This window comes from Lentibacillus halophilus, assembly GCF_055395055.1.
Genome location: NZ_AP043750.1, coordinates 1226095 through 1244545, shown reverse-complemented (window position 1 = coordinate 1244545; position 18451 = coordinate 1226095). Strand labels below are relative to the sequence as shown.

General features: G+C 47.5%; 11 protein-coding genes, 14 tRNA genes and 2 rRNA genes. 2 read left to right on the top strand and 25 right to left on the bottom strand.

Annotation, left to right across the window (positions count from 1 at the left end; genetic code table 11):
• Window positions 1-22: 22 nt before the first annotated feature.
• A complete protein-coding gene (locus ACZ5Q7_RS06095; RefSeq protein WP_343751048.1) occupies window positions 23-655 on the bottom strand; it encodes a redox-sensing transcriptional repressor Rex in 633 nt (210 codons plus the stop codon).
• Between the two features lie 2 nt (window positions 656-657).
• Window positions 658-1152, bottom strand: a complete 495-nt coding sequence (gene moaC, locus ACZ5Q7_RS06090; protein WP_343751047.1) for a cyclic pyranopterin monophosphate synthase MoaC — start codon at window positions 1150-1152, stop codon at window positions 658-660.
• Between the two features lie 135 nt (window positions 1153-1287).
• Here moaC and ACZ5Q7_RS06085 point away from each other — a divergent pair, with 135 nt between their 5' ends.
• Window positions 1288-3204: an ABC-F family ATP-binding cassette domain-containing protein gene (locus tag ACZ5Q7_RS06085; protein WP_343751046.1), complete on the top strand. Its 1917-nt coding sequence runs from the start codon at window positions 1288-1290 to the stop codon at window positions 3202-3204.
• Window positions 3205-3412: 208 nt separating this feature from the next.
• On the opposite strand, the gene tsaD is transcribed toward ACZ5Q7_RS06085, so the two are convergent.
• The 22 genes from tsaD to ACZ5Q7_RS05975 form a co-directional block, all read right to left on the bottom strand.
• Entirely contained in the window at window positions 3413-4429 is a 1017-nt protein-coding gene (tsaD, locus tag ACZ5Q7_RS06080; RefSeq protein WP_343751045.1) for a tRNA (adenosine(37)-N6)-threonylcarbamoyltransferase complex transferase subunit TsaD, read from the bottom strand.
• On the bottom strand, window positions 4426-4875 hold the full coding sequence (rimI, locus tag ACZ5Q7_RS06075; RefSeq protein ID WP_343751044.1) for a ribosomal protein S18-alanine N-acetyltransferase: 450 nt from the start codon (window positions 4873-4875) through the stop codon (window positions 4426-4428). The genes tsaD and rimI overlap by 4 nt, the downstream gene beginning before the upstream one ends.
• Window positions 4868-5572: a tRNA (adenosine(37)-N6)-threonylcarbamoyltransferase complex dimerization subunit type 1 TsaB gene (gene tsaB / locus ACZ5Q7_RS06070; RefSeq protein WP_343751042.1), complete on the bottom strand. Its 705-nt coding sequence runs from the start codon at window positions 5570-5572 to the stop codon at window positions 4868-4870. Before tsaB ends, rimI begins: the two co-directional genes overlap by 8 nt.
• Before the next feature lie 13 nt (window positions 5573-5585).
• Complete coding sequence (gene tsaE / locus ACZ5Q7_RS06065) at window positions 5586-6047, bottom strand: tRNA (adenosine(37)-N6)-threonylcarbamoyltransferase complex ATPase subunit type 1 TsaE (protein ID WP_343751039.1); 462 nt, start codon at window positions 6045-6047, stop codon at window positions 5586-5588.
• Window positions 6040-7026, bottom strand: a complete 987-nt coding sequence (thiL, locus tag ACZ5Q7_RS06060; RefSeq protein WP_343751038.1) for a thiamine-phosphate kinase — start codon at window positions 7024-7026, stop codon at window positions 6040-6042. Before thiL ends, tsaE begins: the two co-directional genes overlap by 8 nt.
• Before the next feature lie 395 nt (window positions 7027-7421).
• Window positions 7422-7495: transfer RNA gene (locus tag ACZ5Q7_RS06055), tRNA-Asp, on the bottom strand.
• A 14-nt stretch (window positions 7496-7509) separates the two neighbouring features.
• Window positions 7510-7586 (bottom strand) — tRNA-Met (locus ACZ5Q7_RS06050).
• 287 nt (window positions 7587-7873) lie between these two features.
• Window positions 7874-10798, bottom strand: a 23S ribosomal RNA gene (locus ACZ5Q7_RS06045).
• A gap of 149 nt (window positions 10799-10947) precedes the next feature.
• A 16S ribosomal RNA gene (locus ACZ5Q7_RS06040) occupies window positions 10948-12516 on the bottom strand.
• Together the 16S and 23S rRNA genes with 14 tRNA genes alongside form the textbook arrangement of a ribosomal RNA operon.
• Before the next feature lie 166 nt (window positions 12517-12682).
• Window positions 12683-12756 (bottom strand) — tRNA-Ile (locus ACZ5Q7_RS06035).
• Between the two features lie 11 nt (window positions 12757-12767).
• A tRNA-Gly gene (locus ACZ5Q7_RS06030) sits at window positions 12768-12841 on the bottom strand.
• A gap of 27 nt (window positions 12842-12868) precedes the next feature.
• A tRNA-Pro gene (locus ACZ5Q7_RS06025) sits at window positions 12869-12945 on the bottom strand.
• Between the two features lie 5 nt (window positions 12946-12950).
• Window positions 12951-13027 (bottom strand) — tRNA-Arg (locus tag ACZ5Q7_RS06020).
• A 59-nt stretch (window positions 13028-13086) separates the two neighbouring features.
• A tRNA-Leu gene (locus tag ACZ5Q7_RS06015) sits at window positions 13087-13168 on the bottom strand.
• A 49-nt stretch (window positions 13169-13217) separates the two neighbouring features.
• Window positions 13218-13300, bottom strand: a tRNA-Leu gene (locus ACZ5Q7_RS06010).
• A gap of 5 nt (window positions 13301-13305) precedes the next feature.
• Window positions 13306-13381 (bottom strand) — tRNA-Lys (locus ACZ5Q7_RS06005).
• A 56-nt stretch (window positions 13382-13437) separates the two neighbouring features.
• Window positions 13438-13509, bottom strand: a tRNA-Gln gene (locus tag ACZ5Q7_RS06000).
• Window positions 13510-13513: 4 nt separating this feature from the next.
• Window positions 13514-13590, bottom strand: a tRNA-Asp gene (locus ACZ5Q7_RS05995).
• Between the two features lie 21 nt (window positions 13591-13611).
• Window positions 13612-13683, bottom strand: a tRNA-Glu gene (locus ACZ5Q7_RS05990).
• A gap of 6 nt (window positions 13684-13689) precedes the next feature.
• A tRNA-Ser gene (locus ACZ5Q7_RS05985) sits at window positions 13690-13781 on the bottom strand.
• A gap of 3 nt (window positions 13782-13784) precedes the next feature.
• A tRNA-Asn gene (locus ACZ5Q7_RS05980) sits at window positions 13785-13859 on the bottom strand.
• A gap of 271 nt (window positions 13860-14130) precedes the next feature.
• Window positions 14131-14592 (bottom strand): SprT family protein, encoded by a 462-nt coding sequence (locus ACZ5Q7_RS05975; RefSeq protein ID WP_343751014.1) that lies wholly within the window; start codon window positions 14590-14592, stop codon window positions 14131-14133.
• A 172-nt stretch (window positions 14593-14764) separates the two neighbouring features.
• Here ACZ5Q7_RS05975 and ACZ5Q7_RS05970 point away from each other — a divergent pair, with 172 nt between their 5' ends.
• On the top strand, window positions 14765-16228 hold the full coding sequence (locus tag ACZ5Q7_RS05970) for a catalase (protein WP_343751013.1): 1464 nt from the start codon (window positions 14765-14767) through the stop codon (window positions 16226-16228).
• Between the two features lie 22 nt (window positions 16229-16250).
• Here ACZ5Q7_RS05970 and ACZ5Q7_RS05965 read toward each other — a convergent pair whose 3' ends face one another.
• A complete protein-coding gene (locus ACZ5Q7_RS05965; protein ID WP_343751012.1) occupies window positions 16251-18425 on the bottom strand; it encodes a Tex family protein in 2175 nt (724 codons plus the stop codon).
• Window positions 18426-18451 lie beyond the last annotated feature (26 nt).

Below are 18451 nucleotides of genomic sequence, written 5' to 3'. Positions count from 1 at the left end.
TGGATATATGGCTTCTTTTTCTTTATACATTCAACGGATAATGTTTCAAAAAATAGACGAGCGCCTGAATCTCAATCGATAAGTCAATATGGTGCACGCGCACCCCGGGCGGGACAGTGACTCGGGCCGGGGTGAAATTTAAAATGCCTTCCATGCCGTAATTGGATAGCCGATTCGTGATGCGCTGTGCCTCATCCGATGGCACAGTTAAAATGCCTACCCGTACATCACCGATTTTTTCTTCCAAATCATCAATATGATAAATGGGAACACCATCCATGTCGGTTCCCGTTTTATCAGGATCCGCATCAAACGCCATGACGATTTTGGTATTGTTGTTTTTTAAAAAGTTGTAGTGCAAAAAAGCCGTTCCCAGATTGCCCACTCCAACCAGAGCTACTTCAGTCAACTCATCCTGATCGAGTGTTTTCCGGAAAAAACCGAGTAAGTATTCCACATTATAGCCGTAGCCTTTTTTACCAAGTGCGCCAAAATAGGAAAAATCTCTACGGATCGTTGCTGAATCCACTTTGACCGCATCACTCAACTCATTGGACGAAACACGATTTTTCCCTTGTTGATGAAGACTGTTCAAAAAACGGTAATAGAGCGGAAGCCGTTTGGCAGTCGCTTGCGGTATTTTGTTTTGGTCCACAATTACGCCTCCTTGCCATCACGCTCATATTCGCCTGATTTGCCGCCCCTTTTGTGACACAGGTACGTTTGCCCGATAACCATCCCTTTATCAAGTGCTTTGCACATATCATAGACGGTGAGTGCAGTTGCTGAAGCCGCTGTCAGTGCTTCCATTTCCACCCCAGTCGACCCTTTTGTTTTAACCGTAACGGTTATCAGCAGGTCATAGTTGTCATCGGTAATATCCCAATCAAATATAATATCGGTTCCTTTCAACTGTAATGGATGACACATCGGAATGACATCGGACGTATTTTTGGCAGCCATAATACCCGCCACCTGGGCAACAGCAAGTACATCACCCTTTTTCATCGTTCCAGCCTGTATTTTTTCATATATTTCCTGTGTTAATTGAATGCTGGAGGCAGCAGTGGCCGTCCGCTCGGTTTCTTCTTTATCACTGATATCAACCATCCGTGCTCTTCCTTGTTCATTAAAGTGTGTAAAATCAGACATCGACTCATCTCCATTTGCTTTATGTTCAGCCTCTATTCTATCAGAAAAACATACATACGTCGTGACGCGTTTCACAATATCATTTTTGGGTTCATTCATGATACGATTGCAGGAAGAAGGACGAGGTGAACTGACATGATTGTAATGCAGCTGAATGACGTGTCCAAGTCATTTGGGGCTGAAGATATTTTAACGAATATAAAACTGGAGATAAAAACGAACGACCGCGTGGCTATTGTCGGGCGAAATGGTGCAGGCAAATCAACGATATTAAAAATCATGGCGGGCGAGCTTTCCTATGATGAAGGAGAGGTGTTTCAGCCAAAAAACCTGTCTGTCGGCTATCTGACACAACACAGCGCTCTCGAATCGGACAAAACCATCTGGGGTGAAATGCTCGAGGTGTTCAATAATCTCTTGATGCAACAGCAGGAATTACAGGAGATGGAGCAAAAAATGACACAAACGTCTTCCCTGTCTGATGCCACGTATGAACAACTGCTTGAGGATTATGATAAATTGCAGCAACGATTCGTCGAAAATGGCGGATATGAATATGAAGCAAGCATTAAGTCCGTGCTGACCGGCTTGAATTTCAACGATATCCCATTTGATACCCCTGTTGGCGAATTAAGCGGGGGCCAAAAAGCACGACTGGCACTCGGAAAACTGCTTCTAAAAAAACCTGATTTGCTAATATTGGATGAACCGACCAACCATTTGGACATTGAAACGATGACATGGCTGGAACAATTTTTGACCAGCTATCCCGGTGCCATTGCGATTGTATCGCACGACCGATATTTTCTGGATAAAACGGCATCCATTGTTTATGAGATCTCCCGGAATCAATCCAAAAAATACAATGGGAATTACAGTTATTACTTGAAGCAGCGGGCCCTGGATTACGAACAGGAATTGAAAGAATACGAAAAACAACAATCGGAAATAAAGCGTATGGAAGAATTTATTCAACGGAATATCGCCCGTGCATCCACCAGCAAACGTGCACAAAGCCGCCGAAAAGAACTGGAAAAAATGGAACGCTTGGAAAAGCCCAAAGGCGATGAGAAATCAGCATCATTTTCATTCCGAATAAATCGGGCAAGCGGAAATGACGTCCTGAAGGTTGACAACCTGTCCATGCACTACGATGATCAACCCATTTTTCAACATATAACCATTCATGCCAGTCGTGGCGAACGAATGGCGTTAACGGGGCCCAATGGGGTTGGAAAAACAACGTTGCTAAAAACCATTACCGGCCAGATTCAGCCATCTGATGGTCATATTAAAATCGGTACCAATGTGCAGATTGGCTATTACGATCAAGAACAACAACAGGTGACAACGTCCAAAACGGTCCTGGATCAGCTCTGGGATGAGTACCCTGATGTGGATGAAAAAGATATACGGACTGTTTTGGGAAATTTTTTGTTTTCAGGTGAAGATGTTCGGAAGCCCGTCCCTTCGCTCAGCGGCGGGGAAAAAGCACGGCTGTCCATGGCACGTTTGATGATGCAGAACGCTAATTTTCTTATCATGGATGAGCCGACCAACCACTTGGACATTGATAGCAAAGAAGTACTCGAAGCCGCATTGTTGAACTTTCCGGGAACAATTCTCTTTGTTTCCCATGATCGGTACTTCATCAATAAACTGGCTGACAAGATTGTGGAAATGCAGCATACAGATGCAACGATTTACTTGGGCAATTACGATTACTACATGGAGAAAAAAGAGGAAGAAGCCTCCATTCAAAGACTGATGGACAGCCAAGAAACTGAATCAAAGCAGGAACAACGAAAAACACAATTCCATGAAAATAAACAGGAGCAGCGAGAACAACGAAAAATCCAACGACGCATTGACGAACTGGAAGAACACATTGAACAACACGAGGCTAAACTGACACATTTGGAACAGAAAATGACCGAACCCGAAATTTACGAAGATCATGAAAAAGCAAGTGAACTGACTGAGGAAACCAAACAGGTGAAACAAAAAATTGACTCGCTTATGGACGAGTGGACAAAATTGCAAGAGGAATAAACGAACGAACCAATCCTGTGTCATAGCACAGGATTTTTATCCACAGTTTTATACACATATGAACATCCCTCTGTTCGGTTATTCTATCAGTTATACCCATTATCCACAGAATAATTTCCGGTTATCCACATGTTTTGCCCACATAGACCATACGGATGTGGCGTGCTTTCACAAAAATAATCCACAGGCCCGTGTAGGGCGCTGTGGATTATTTTAACGGCAATGAAGGATTTGCATTTAAATCCCAACCTGATCGTTTTCCCTGATTATTATTCACAAACCCGGCCGCGGCAATCATCGCAGCGTTATCGGTACAAAGCTCGAGCGGCGGAATAGCAAGTGGAATCCCGGAATCTTGAAATTGATTCTCCAGTGCACGCCGTAATCCCGCATTGGCCGCAACACCGCCCGCCACAATGACTTGACGGACTTGATACGACTGTGCTGCTTTCCACGTTTTTGTTGTAAGTACATCCACCACACTCGACTGAAAGCTCGCAGCGATAGATTGTTTACTGATGGATTCACCGCGTTGGGTGGCATTGTGTATCGTATTGATTACCGACGACTTCAACCCACTGAAGCTGAAGTCATAACTATCGCTCTCCAGCCATGCCCGTGGAAAGGTCATCGATGCCTCCCCTTCAGCAGCAAGCTTGTCTATTTGCGGTCCACCAGGATAGGGCAATTCCAGAACACGTGCAATTTTGTCGTATGCTTCTCCCGCGGCATCATCACGCGTTTCGCCAATTAGTTCATAGTTACCATGGGCATGCATCACAATCAATTCTGTATGGCCGCCGGAAACAATCAATGCTAGTAGTGGGAATTCAAATTCCGTTTGAAAACGGTTGGCATAAATATGTCCAGCCAAGTGATGCACCCCGATCAACGGTTTTTGTCTGGCGAATGCCAACGCTTTTGCACTGTTAACACCGACAAGCAATGCACCAACCAAACCAGGACCTTCCGTAACAGCAACCGCATCCACATCATCCCAAGTCATGTCAGCCTGTTCGAATGCTTCCTCCAGAACGATCGTCATTTGTTCAACATGATGCCGCGACGCAATCTCGGGAACGACACCGCCAAAACGTTTATGACTGTCAATCTGGGATGCGACGACATTGGAAACAATCTCATCGCCATTTTTAACAATGGCTGCTGCGGTTTCATCACAACTCGTTTCGATTCCTAGTATATATGTATCTTTTTTGTCATTCATGATAAATTCACCCACATTACCATTGCATCTTCTTGATTATCCGTATAATAACATTTACGGACACCTCCGGGGACAAGCCCAAATTTTCTGTACATGCGCTGTGCAGCAGTATTGGACATACGCACTTCCAGCGACAGACGTTTGGCGCCCATCCGGACGGCTTCAGTCATCACATACAAAAACAGTTTTTCACCCAATTTTTGTCCGCGAAAATCAGGAATAACAGAAATAGTTGTAATTTGCGCATCGTCAATCACAAGCCACATGCCTGCATAGCCGACCAACCACTCACCCACAAACACGCCAAAATAATGCGCATATTTATTTTCCGTTAATTCCTGCTTGAGAATATCTTTGGACCACGGAACAGTAAACGAGCCACACTCCACGTCCAAGACACGATCCAGATCCGTATCACTCAACTTCCGAATGCTCAGCTCATCCATTCAGGTCGTCCCTTTGTTTTTGCAGCCATTTTGCTTCTGCTTCCGCTAGGCGCAAATAATTGGGAGTCAATGTATGGGTGTTGTCCGCTTCTTTCTTCTGGCCGGCCCATGCCAAATGAACCGGATTGATTGCCGGAGAACTATCGGCCGGAATGACAGCCTTGTGTGCCAACCGTCTTTGAATATATTCTTTATGTAATGACATATCTGGACTCAGAAACAAAATATCGTGTCCCAAGGCCGCTAGCTCGTCAAGCCAATCATGCATTAATATATTACGTTCAGCCATCACCAGTTCCAATGTGTCGTGATGCCACCGGTACAATCCTGTATAAACGAGACCGCGACGGGCATCGAAAAAAGGGCATATATACGAGTGGTAAAAACGACCTTGCAAGGCAAGCCCTTCCAAACTGGAAACCCCTGTAATCGGGATAGACAGCGACCATGCCATCGACTTTGCGGTCATGAGTCCAATGCGCACACCTGTATACGAACCTGGTCCTTTAGCAGATACAATTTTATCCAATTCAGCAGGTGCCATATTGACTTCACGCATCACGTGGTCAATCGCCGGCATCAACCGAACGGAATGATTTTTCTTTATCGTTGTCGACAGTTCACCCAATGGGATATTGTCATTTAATACGGCAACGCCCATCGTTTGGGTGGATGTATCCATCGCTAATATATTCATTGCGAGTAACTCCTTACCACCAACCGTTCAGTTCGGCTGCAATCGATTGATAATGGTCATTTCCTGGGAAAAACGCCAATACACGATTGTCATTATCTCCACAGGAAATAGATATGGTTAAGTATGCATCAGGAAGATAGTCTTCGATAAAATGAGCCCATTCAACGACACAAACACCATCACCGTTAAAATACTCATCAAAGCCAATATCTTCGTCCGTATTCTCAAGCCGGTACACATCCATATGATACAAGGGCAGCTCACCGTCATATTCTTTAATAATCGTAAACGTTGGACTATTGACCGTGCGTTTGACCCCCAATCCCCTCGCTAACCCTTTGGCGAACGTTGTCTTTCCTGCACCGAGTTCTCCTTCCAATGTAAGAACGTCGCCAGGTTTTAACAGTGTAGCTAGCCTTTCTGCTACATGCTGCGTTTCTCCATCTGTATAAGTTGTTAGTTGAAAATCAGCCATTTTTATCACTGCTCCGATGGGTATATCCCTTTTTTAATAACGGCGTTTTGTGATCGGCATGATCGATTAGAGTGACGTGATGTCCATTGTTCTCTGACGGTTCAGCATAGCCGATATGTGTCAGCTGTGTATTCGTGTTCGCTGCAATGAGCTTTAACGTCTCCCATTCTTTCTCAGCAACCGTTCCAATCAATTCAAAATCTTCTCCTCCGTACAGTTTCCAGTTACGCTGCTGGTCCATGGAAAATTGAGTAAAAGACGAACGGGTCGGAAGCCAGTCGTCATAAATGGTAATCCCAACGTTGGAAGCTTCAGCTATTTCATTGACTTCGTTCGCAATACCGTCACTGATATCATTCAGCGCGACTCGATTCAGTGATTCCAGCCTGGTTGCAAAATCCGATCTGATTTGTGGCATGCAATGACTGTTTTCATAATGCGTTCTATCCGTATAACCTTTAGGGGTGTTCAACATATGAAAACCTGCCGCTGCATCGCCCAACGTGCCCGTCACAAAAACAAAATCACCGGACCGGGCTGCACTCCGGTACCGGGCCTTATCCTGTGCCACAAAGCCTATAACGGTAATCGCAATAGACAATTCATTGCCGGAAACCGTGTCACCACCAATTAAATCCATGTGTTGGGACGAAGCAGCAGAGGACATACCTCGGTAAATGCTGTTCAACTCATCGTCGGAACAGGAGTCGGGAATAACAATCGACACTAAATAAAAGGCAGGTTTAGCCCCCATTGCAGCTATATCACTCATATTGGCAGCCAGTGCCCGATATCCCATGTAAAACGGATTCATCATCGTTCTGGAAAAATGGACACCTTCCAGAAGAGTATCGGCAGTTGTAATGATATCCCGAGCGGACTGACGAAAAACCGCTGCATCATCACCGACGCCTTTTACTAATGACGATTGTCTGTACGCTGATTGTTTCATCCGTTCAATAAACGCAAATTCATCCATGTCCCATCACCTTACTGCATAAGAATCTTCATTCAAACTACTAACAATTTAATAATAGCAAAAAGAAAAGCAAAAGAAAAAGACAAACAATAAAGAAAAAAATCAATCGGTAGTTCGTCTTATCTCTACGATGGCTCGACAAATCAGGAATGGACCTCCACCTTATCGTCTATGGTTGACCTACGTTTATACATGAGGATATGATAGATCATTTATGCGTCATCAATATAACAAAACCGTTTCTTTATCATTCGAAACGGTCTAGCAACAAGTGGTATTTCTACCCAGTGTCCTTTTCACTTGATATCAATCAAAATAATCAAGACATCATGTGTTATATTTACTAAAAACATGTTTCCCTTTGGCTGGAAAACATGTTCATCTTAAAGCAACAACGGTCCGGACGGGACTCGAACCCGCGACCTCCTGCGTGACAGGCAGGCATTCTAACCAACTGAACTACCGGACCAGTTTGAATAATTTTGGTTGCGGGGGCAAGATTTGAACTTGCGACCTTCGGGTTATGAGCCCGACGAGCTTCCAGACTGCTCCACCCCGCGATATTATGAAATAATACTAAATTAGAAACATAAGCCTTTAAACTGTTTATGTTGAAGTGTCATTGTGTTGCGTATTTCTAAGAGAAATAACACCCTTTACAACGTGATTGTTTAATGACCTCGCCAGTTTTCTGAACCTTAGATAGGAATCGTAAAAATAAACTATACAAACTCAGGAACAGCTTCACACGCAAATAATATTATACCATTTATGTCTCAGAATGCAACTTTTTTAATTGCACCCTGAAAACGGAATAAGAACGTTAGGCCATTCCAATGTGAAATGTGTGGTTAAGTCCTCGATCGATTAGTATCCGTCAGCTTCACGTGTTGCCACGCTTCCACCCCGGACCTATCTACCTCCTCGTCTTGGAGGGATCTTACTCACTGAACGTGATGGGAAGTTTCATCTTGAGGGGGGCTTCATGCTTAGATGCTTTCAGCACTTATCCTGACCACACGTAGCCACCCAGCCGTGCTCCTGGCGGAACAACTGGTGCACCAGCGGTGTGTCCATCCCGGTCCTCTCGTACTAAGGACAGCTCCTCTCAAACTTCCAGCGCCCACGACGGATAGGGACCGAACTGTCTCACGACGTTCTGAACCCAGCTCGCGTACCGCTTTAATGGGCGAACAGCCCAACCCTTGGGACCGACTACAGCCCCAGGATGCGATGAGCCGACATCGAGGTGCCAAACCTCCCCGTCGATGTGAACTCTTGGGGGAGATAAGCCTGTTATCCCCGGGGTAGCTTTTATCCGTTAAGCGATGGCCCTTCCATGCGGAACCACCGGATCACTAAGCCCGACTTTCGTCCCTGCTCGACATGTCAGTCTCGCAGTCAAGCTCCCTTATGCCTTTGCACGCTGTGAATGATTTCCAACCATTCGGAGGGAACCTTTGGGCGCCTCCGTTACCTTTTGGGAGGCGACCGCCCCAGTCAAACTGCCTGCCTGACACTGTCTCCGGACCGGATCACGGCCCTGGGTTAGAATGTTCGTACAGCCGGGGTGGTATCCCACGGATGCCTCCACGTAAGCTGGCGCTCACGCTTCGACGGCTCCCACCTATCCTGTACAAGCTGCACCAACATTCAATATCAAGATGCAGTAAAGCTCCACGGGGTCTTTCCGTCCTGTCGCGGGTAATGCGCATCTTCACGCATAGTATAATTTCACCGGGTCTCTCGTTGAGACAGTGCCCAAGTCGTTGCACCTTTCGTGCGGGTCGGAACTTACCCGACAAGGAATTTCGCTACCTTAGGACCGTTATAGTTACGGCCGCCGTTTACTGGGGCTTCGGTTCAACGCTTCGCGCGCCGAGCGCGCTAACGCATCCCCTTAACCTTCCAGCACCGGGCAGGTGTCAGTCCCTATACATCGCCTTTCGGCTTTGCAGAGACCTGTGTTTTTGGTAAACAGTCGCTTGGGCCTGGTCACTGCGGCTCACGTAAGTGAGCACCCCTTCTCCCGAGGTTACGGGGTCATTTTGCCGAGTTCCTTAACGAGAGGTCTCCCAAACACCTTCGGATACTCTCCGTGCCTACCTGTGTCGGTTTGCGGTACGGGCACCTGTGAACTCACTAGAGGCTTTTCTCGGCAGTGTGAAATCCGGAACTTCGGTACTTGATTTCCCTCCCCCGTCACAGCTCAGGATGCGTTGAGCGGATTTGCCTGCCCAACACCCTTGCTGCTTGGACGCACACATCCATCGGTGCGCTTTCCGTATCCTTCTGCGTCCCCCCATCGTTCCAACGCTCACGAGGTGGTACAGGATTATCGACCTGTTAGCCATCGCCTACGCCTTTCGGCCTCGGCTTAGGTCCCGACTTACCCTGAGCGGACGAACCTTCCTCAGGAACCCTTAGGCATTCGGTGAAAGAGATTCTCACTCTTTTTTCGCTACTCATACCGGCATTCTCACTTCCAGACGCTCCACCGGTCCTCACGGTCCGACTTCGCAGCATCTGGAACGCTCTCCTACCATTGTTCGATGAACAATCCGCAGCTTCGGTGATACGTTTAGCCCCGCTACATTATCGGCGCAGCGTCACTCGACCAGTGAGCTATTACGCACTCTTTAAATGATGGCTGCTTCTAAGCCAACATACTGGTTGTCCGGGCAACGCCACATCCTTTTCCACTTAACGTATACTTGGGGACCTTAGCTGGCGGTCTGGGCTGTTTCCCTCTCGAACATGAACCTTATCACCCATGGTCTGACTCCCAAGGTGTTACGTTGCCGGCATTCGGAGTTTGACTGAATTCGGTAACCCGATGAGGGCCCCTCGTTCAATCAGTGCTCTACCTCCGGAACGCATGCCTTGAGGCTAGCCCTAAAGCTATTTCGGAGAGAACCAGCTATCTCCGTGTTCGATTGGCATTTCACCTCTACCCACACCTCATCCCCGCATTTTTCAACATACGTGGGTTCGGGCCTCCTGTCAGTGTTACCTGACCTTCACCCTGGACATGGGTAGATCACACGGTTTCGGGTCTGCGCCCGTATACTTATGCGCCCTGCTTCAGACTCGCTTTCGCTACGGCTCCGTGTTGGCCACTTAACCTTGCATACGAACGCAACTCGCCGGTCCATTCTACAAAAGGTACGCCGTCACCCATTAACGGGCTCCGACTACTTGTAGGCACACGGTTTCAGGGTCTTTTTCACTCCCCTTCCGGGGTGCTTTTCACCTTTCCCTCACGGTACTGGTTCACTATCGGTCACCGGGGAGTATTTAGCCTTGGGAGATGGTCCTCCCAGATTCCGACGGAATTTCTCGTGTTCCGCCGTACTCAGGATCCACTCCGGAGGAAATGGCTTGTCGACTACAGGGCTCTTACCTTCTCCGGCCGGTCATTCCAGACCGTTTCGTCTAAGTCATTTCTTGATGACTCCCATGGAGTGTCCTATCAACCCCGGAAAGCTATCTTTCCGGTTTGGGCTGGTTCCGTTTCGCTCGCCGCTACTCGGGAAATCGCGTTTGCTTTCTTTTCCTCCGGGTACTGAGATGTTTCAGTTCCCCGGGTGTGCCGTGCGCATCCTATGAATTCAGATACGCATGCTGTCCCATTACGGACAGCGGGTTCCCCCATTCGGAAATCCCCGGATCAACGTCTGCTTACGACTCCCCAGGGCATATCGGTGTTGGTCCCGTCCTTCATCGGCTCCCGGTGCCAAGGCATCCACCGTGCGCCCTTGGTCACTTAACCATTGTTTCATTATTAATCATTGAAATGGATGGCTCTTATTCCGTTTTCAAGGTGCAACAACCACCAAAGGTGGCTGATTCATGAGGGTTGCTCCCTCAAAACTGAACCAAACAGCCATGTATGACATCCGTTTTCTCATTCGTCCTTAGAAAGGAGGTGATCCAGCCGCACCTTCCGATACGGCTACCTTGTTACGACTTCACCCCAATCATTGGCCCCACCTTCGGCGGCTGGCTCCAAAATGGTTGCCTCACCGACTTCGGGTGTTGCCAACTCTCGTGGTGTGACGGGCGGTGTGTACAAGGCCCGGGAACGTATTCACCGCGGCATTCTGATCCGCGATTACTAGCGATTCCGGCTTCATACAGGCGAGTTGCAGCCTGCAATCCGAACTGGGAATGGTTTTGTGGGATTGGCTATCACGTCGCCGCTTCGCGTCCCTTTGTTCCATCCATTGTAGCACGTGTGTAGCCCAGGTCATAAGGGGCATGATGATTTGACGTCATCCCCGCCTTCCTCCGGTTTGTCACCGGCAGTCACCTTAGAGTGCCCAACTTAATGCTGGCAACTAAGATTAAGGGTTGCGCTCGTTACGGGACTTAACCCAACATCTCACGACACGAGCTGACGACAACCATGCACCACCTGTCACTCTGTCCCCGAAGGGAACACGGCATCTCTGCCGCTGTCAGAGGATGTCAAGACCTGGTAAGGTTCTTCGCGTTGCTTCGAATTAAACCACATGCTCCACCGCTTGTGCGGGCCCCCGTCAATTCTTTTGAGTTTCAGCCTTGCGGCCGTACTCCCCAGGCGGAGTGCTTAATGCGTTAACTTCAGCACAAAGGGGCGGAAACCCCCTAACACCTAGCACTCAACGTTTACGGCGTGGACTACCAGGGTATCTAATCCTGTTCGCTACCCACGCTTTCGCGCCTCAGCGTCAGTAACAGACCAGAGAGTCGCCTTCGCCACTGGTGTTCCTCCACATCTCTACGCATTTCACCGCTACACGTGGAATTCCACTCTCCTCTTCTGTACTCAAGTCTCCCAGTTTCCAATGACCGCTCGCGGTTGAGCCGCGAGATGTCACATCAGACTTAAAAGACCGCCTGCGCGCCCTTTACGCCCAATAATTCCGGACAACGCTCGCCCCCTACGTATTACCGCGGCTGCTGGCACGTAGTTTGCCGGGGCTTTCTGGTCAGGTACCGTCAAACCATGGCCCTGTTCGAACCACGCCTGTTCTTCCCTGACAACAGAGTTTTACGATCCGAAGACCTTCATCACTCACGCGGCGTTGCTCCGTCAGACTTTCGTCCATTGCGGAAGATTCCCTACTGCTGCCTCCCGTAGGAGTCTGGGCCGTGTCTCAGTCCCAGTGTGGCCGATCACCCTCTCAGGTCGGCTACGCATCGTCGCCTTGGTGAGCTCTTACCTCACCAACTAACTAATGCGCCGCGGGCCCATCCGTAAGTGACAGCACAAAGGCCGTCTTTCAGCCCTCCCCCATGCGGGGAAAGGCATTATCCGGTATTAGCTCACGTTTCCGCAAGTTATCCCGGTCTTTCGGGCAGGTTGCCCACGTGTTACTCACCCGTCCGCCGCTCGTTCCACAGACGCACGCCCCGAAGGGCGATTGTCTGCTTCCCGCGCTCGACTTGCATGTATTAGGCACGCCGCCAGCGTTCGTCCTGAGCCAAGATCAAACTCTCCAAAAAAAGTTTGGGATACGACTGACACCGATCAGCCGTTCATTGGCTTCGCTTATTTTGTGGATTTCAAGGGGTAAGTCATTCAGCCGATATACACATCAGCATTCCGACTCCCTGCCTCTGACATCCATCTGTCATACTGGCTGTTTTGTTCAGTTTTCAAGGAGCAAAGTGGGCCTGGGTGGACTTGAACCACCGACCTCACGCTTATCAGGCGTGCGCTCTGACCGACTGAGCTACAGGCCCTAACTTGAATATGGAGCGGGTGATGGGAATCGAACCCACGACATCAGCTTGGAAGGCTGAGGTTTTACCACTAAACTACACCCGCATAGCATTAACATAAAAGTCGTTCCGATGGTCGGGAAGACAGGATTTGAACCTGCGACCCCATGGTCCCAAACCATGTGCTCTGCCAAGCTGAGCTACTTCCCGTGATATGGTGCGCCCGAGAGGAGTCGAACCCCTAGCCTTCTGATCCGTAGTCAGACGCTCTGTCCAATTGAGCTACGGGCGCTTCAGAGTGACGATGGCTAATATATCACGCTGTTGCTAAAGCGTCAATGGTTTTTTTAATGCGGCCGAGAGGACTTGAACCTCCACGGGGAAACCCCACTAGGCCCTCAACCTAGCGCGTCTGCCATTCCGCCACAGCCGCATATAAAGCACATAATAAAATGCCGTGAGTGGCACAGCAATGATATCAATGCGGATGGAGGGACTCGAACCCTCACGTCACCATGACACTAGATCCTGGGTCTAGCGCGTCTGCCAATTCCGCCACATCCGCAAAAATGGTGAGCCATGGAGGATTCGAACCTCCGACCCTCTGATTAAAAGTCAGATGCTCTACCAACTGAGCTAATGGCTCCTATTCAAACATGTAAAACATACCCGTTATCTATCGCGGATTATCGATAATGACAACTGGGCTACCAGGATTCGAACCTGGGAATCACGGGATCAAAACCCGATGCCTTACCGCTTGGCTATATCCCAATAATGGCGGTCCGGACGGGACTCGAACCCGCGACCTCCTGCGTGACAGGCAGGCATTCTAACCAACTGAACTACCGGACCCAACCAAGAATGAAAAGAATATGACCCGTACGGGATTCGAACCCGTGTTACCGCCGTGAAAGGGCGGTGTCTTAACCACTTGACCAACGGGCCATAAAATGGCGGAGAAGGAGGGATTCGAACCCTCGCGCCGTCTGAAACGGCCTACACCCTTAGCAGGGGCGCCTCTTCAGCCACTTGAGTACTTCTCCGAATGGCTCCACAGGCAGGATTCGAACCTGCGACCGATCGGTTAACAGCCGATAGCTCTACCGCTGAGCTACTGTGGAAGAGTCTTAAATGATTTTTTAGCGCAATAAGAAAACAATTATTATCGCGACAAAAAACATAGTACAACATTTATCAAAGCATGTCAATAACTTCAAACAAAGAATTTGCGGAGTGTTTCCCTATAAAATCTCGCATTTCGCAACGACCTGTACAATTTAACATGCGGATTGCCATGAGTCAATATATACAATATGGGACTAAAAACCATTCCTTTTTGCAGTGACCATTGAACGTATGAATAAAGAGAACATCCACCCATCAATCACCATATCAAGCCTTCTGTGCATACAATAATTCACCCTTGCACTGACCGCATCGGTATTTTTGAAGATTGATTCTGCGTATGCGTTCATATACACGACCACATTGCTTGCACCGATATTTATGTTTGAGCTGTCTTTCCGCTGAAGGCAACGGCGTGCAATATCTTGGTGCCCCTGTCTTTTTTAATAGCTCTTTAAAATCTTTGTCGCCATGTTTATATCCTTTACCTTCTATATGAAGGTGATAATGGCATAATTCGTGTTTCAAAATACCGGACAGATTATCGTCGTTGGTTTCCTCAGCGTATTTAGGATTCACTTCAATCGTTCTTTTGGACGGAATGTACCGCCCTCCTGTTGTGCGTAGACGGTTGTTGTAAACGGCTTTGTCCATGAAAGGTTTATTAAAATATTGCAATGATAACGCATTTATTCGTGTATTTAGTTCTGTTTCATCCATTTGTATCATATAGATCATCCTTAACAATACATGGTTTTTATATCGTACCACACGCGGGTGATAAGTGCACCAAAAAAACCCCCATTTATTTAAAACAATTCTAAATAAATATTGATTTTTAATAGATATATAGTATAATAGAAACAAAAGAAATCATTTTCTTAGGAGAGGTGTTCAACGAATGGATAATGAAAAAAAGCGAATGACAACGGCATCCGGAGCTCCTGTCGGTGATAATCAAAATTCAATGACAGCTGGTCATAGGGGGCCGGCATTAATTCAAGACGTTCACTTTTTAGAAAAAATGGCCCATTTTGACAGAGAACGCATTCCGGAACGTGTTGTTCATGCTAAGGGGACCGGCGCATTCGGATATTTTGAAGTAACAAACGATGAGATTTCCAAATATACAAAAGCTGACTTCCTCAGTGAAAAAGGAAAGCGCACAGACATGTTCGCCCGTTTTTCAACTGTTGCTGGTGAGTTGGGCTCCGCAGATACAGTGCGTGACCCGCGTGGTTTCGCATTGAAATTCTACACCGATGAAGGCAACTATGACATGGTTGGCAATAACACGCCACTTTTCTTCATTCGTGACGCCATTAAATTCCCTGACTTTATCCATACGCAAAAACGCAATCCCCGCACAGGATTGAAAGACAAAGATGCGGTCTGGGATTTCTGGTCATTATCACCAGAGTCGCTTCATCAGATCACATATATGCACGGTGATCGCGGAATCCCTGCAACTTACCGTCATATGAATGGATATGGAAGCCATACCTATAAATGGGTGAATGACCAAGGAGAAGCATTCTGGATTAAATACCACTTCATCAGTGATCAGGGTGTTAAAGGTCTGGATGTCGACGTGGCCGAACAACTTGCTGGTGAGCAGCCGGATTATCACCAAAAAGATTTATATGATGCAATTGAAAGTGGTGATTATCCGTCATGGACACTTTATGTTCAAATCATTCCTTACGACGATTACAAAACGTATAAATGGGATATTTTTGATGTTACCAAGACAGTGTCACACAAAGATTATCCACGGATCGAAGTTGGAAAAATGGTATTGAATCGCAATCCTGAGAATCACTTTGCTGACGTTGAGCAGGCGGCCCTTTCACCGGCTAATCTGGTTCCCGGAATTGAAACATCACCGGATAAAATGCTGCAAGGACGTCTATTCAGTTATTCAGATACGCAACGTTACCGATTGGGCGTCAATCACCAGCAAATACCGGTTAACCGCCCCAAAGCAGAAGTGAATCATTATCAGCGGGATGGTTATATGGCTGTTAATGGCAATGGTGGCGGGAAGCCAGTTTATGAACCTAACTCGATCGATGGACCGGTTGAAGACCCGGCATCAAAAACCAACGCATTTGAATTAGAGGGTGTTGCGGATAGCGTAGCCCATGACAGTGATGATCATTATACACAGCCAGGAGATCTCTACCGTCTGATGAGCGAAGACGAGAAATCCCGTCTCGTGAAAAACTTTGCCGATCATATGCGTCAAGCCACACGTGATGATGTTAAACTGCGCCAAATCGAGCATTTCTATAAAGCTGATCCGGATTGGGGAGAACGAGTTGCTAATGAATTAGGGCTATCGGTTCCGGCAAGTGTTAAATAATTGTACACGAAAAAGCTGATGATCATTTAGAATCATCAGCTTTTTTGTCTCCAACCATGGAAAGCGCAATCCGTCCTTTATCGCTATCCACGTCTTCCACCCAGACCGTCACGACGTCGCCTACTGATGTGATATCCATCGGGTGTTTCACAAATTTTTCGGCCATTTTGGAAATGTGGACAAGTCCATCCTGCTTAACACCGATATCAACAAACACACCAAAGTCAACCACATTGCGCACCGTGCCCTGCATTTCCATTCCTTGCTGTAAGTCATCCATGCTCATGACACTTTGTTTCAGTAACGGTGCCGGCAAATCATCACGCGGATCCCGTTCCGGTCTGCCAAGGGCAGCAGCTATATCGTCCAGCGTCGGCTTGCCAATGTCAAGCTCACCAGCCATTTCACTTATATCCACTGTTTTCAGCTGTTCGCGCAATTTTTCAGTTCCGATATCATCAACCGTACAATCAATCCGGTTCAGCAACTCCTCAGCAGATGCATAGCTTTCCGGGTGAATCGGTGTCCGATCAAACGGATTTCCTCCTTCTAATATTCGCAGAAATCCGACAGCCTGCTCATACGTTTTGGAGCCCAGCCGTGGAACGTCTTTTAACTGCTTGCGGGTTGTAAATTTACCGGTTTCATTGCGTTGGGCTATAATATTGGACGCCACCGTTTTGCTGAGGCCGGCAACATACTGAAGAAGGGATGTTGATGCCGTGTTGACATTAACACCGACCTGGTTAACAGCGGTTTCAACAACAAACGTCAAGGAATCATTAAGCGCCTTTTGGCTGACATCATGCTGATATTGTCCAACACCTATTGACTTTGGATCTATCTTCACCAATTCGGCCATCGGATCCTGAATTCGGCGGGCAATGGAGGCCGCGCTCCGTTCTTCCACCTGCAGGTCCGGGAACTCTTCACGGGCCAGTTTGGAAGCTGAATAAACGCTTGCACCTGCCTCATTAACGATAATATAGGAAATATCCAGATCACTACGTCCGATCATATCGGATATGAACTGCTCTGTTTCCCTGGATGCTGTTCCATTTCCAATCGCTATCAATTCAATCCCAAATCGGTTAATCCATTCCATAACCAATTTTTCTGATCCAGCTGTATCGTGTGTTGGTGCATTCGGATAAATGACACCAACATCCTTTACTTTACCGGTATCATCAACTGCAGCAAGTTTGCACCCGGTCCGGTAGGCTGGATCAACACCCAGTACCATCTTTCCTTTCAAAGGTGGCTGTAAAAGCAGGTTTTTCAAGTTCTCCGAAAAGACGGAAATGGCCTGTTCTTCCGCTTTTTCTGTCAGGGTATTGCGGATTTCCCGATCCATCGATGGCTGAATCAGTCGTTTATAGCTGTCTTTTGCAGCTTGTTGCAAGATATCGGTTGTTTCCTGATTGGTTCCATTCAAAACAATTTGTTTCTCCAAATAAGCCAATATACGCTCAGCCGGCGGTTCGACCGTCACTTTCAGGACGCCTTCTTTTTCACCGCGGTTCAATGCTAAAATACGATGGGACACAATCGAGCGCACCGTTTCATCGTAATCATAATACATCTCGTATATGCTTTTTTCGTCTTTTTCAGCATCCTTCGCTTCGGAATGCACCATTCCGCGTTTGAATGTTTCCTCACGTATGAATGTACGGAACGTTGGCTCATCCGATACCCACTCCGCGATAATATCATTCACACCTGCAAGGGCATCGTCCACCGTGCTGACGCCTTGTTCGTCTGACAAATAGGATTCGGCTTCCATAGTAATGCTTGTTATTTTCTGGTCCCACACCAGGGCAGCTAGTGGTTCCAGCCCTTTTTCCTTGGCCTTTGTGGCCCGTGTTCGCCGTTTCTGTTTGTATGGACGGTATAAATCTTCCACTCGCTGCAATTGGGAAGCCGAATTGATGGCCCGTTTTAATTCCTCGGTTAGTTTCCCTTGCTCGTCGATGAGACGGATAACCTCTTCCTTACGTTCAGAAAGATTTACAGCGTATTGCCATTTATCCTGAATCATTTTTAGCTGTACTTCATCAAGGCCACCTGTCTCTTCTTTCCGATAACGGGCTATAAAAGGGACAGTATTGCCTTCATCCATCAGCGCAATAACTTTATGTACGGCAGTCTGACGAACATCTGTTTTCTCAGCTACCCATTGTTCCAATTCATGAGACACAATTGCTTCCTCCCTCTATTAATCGG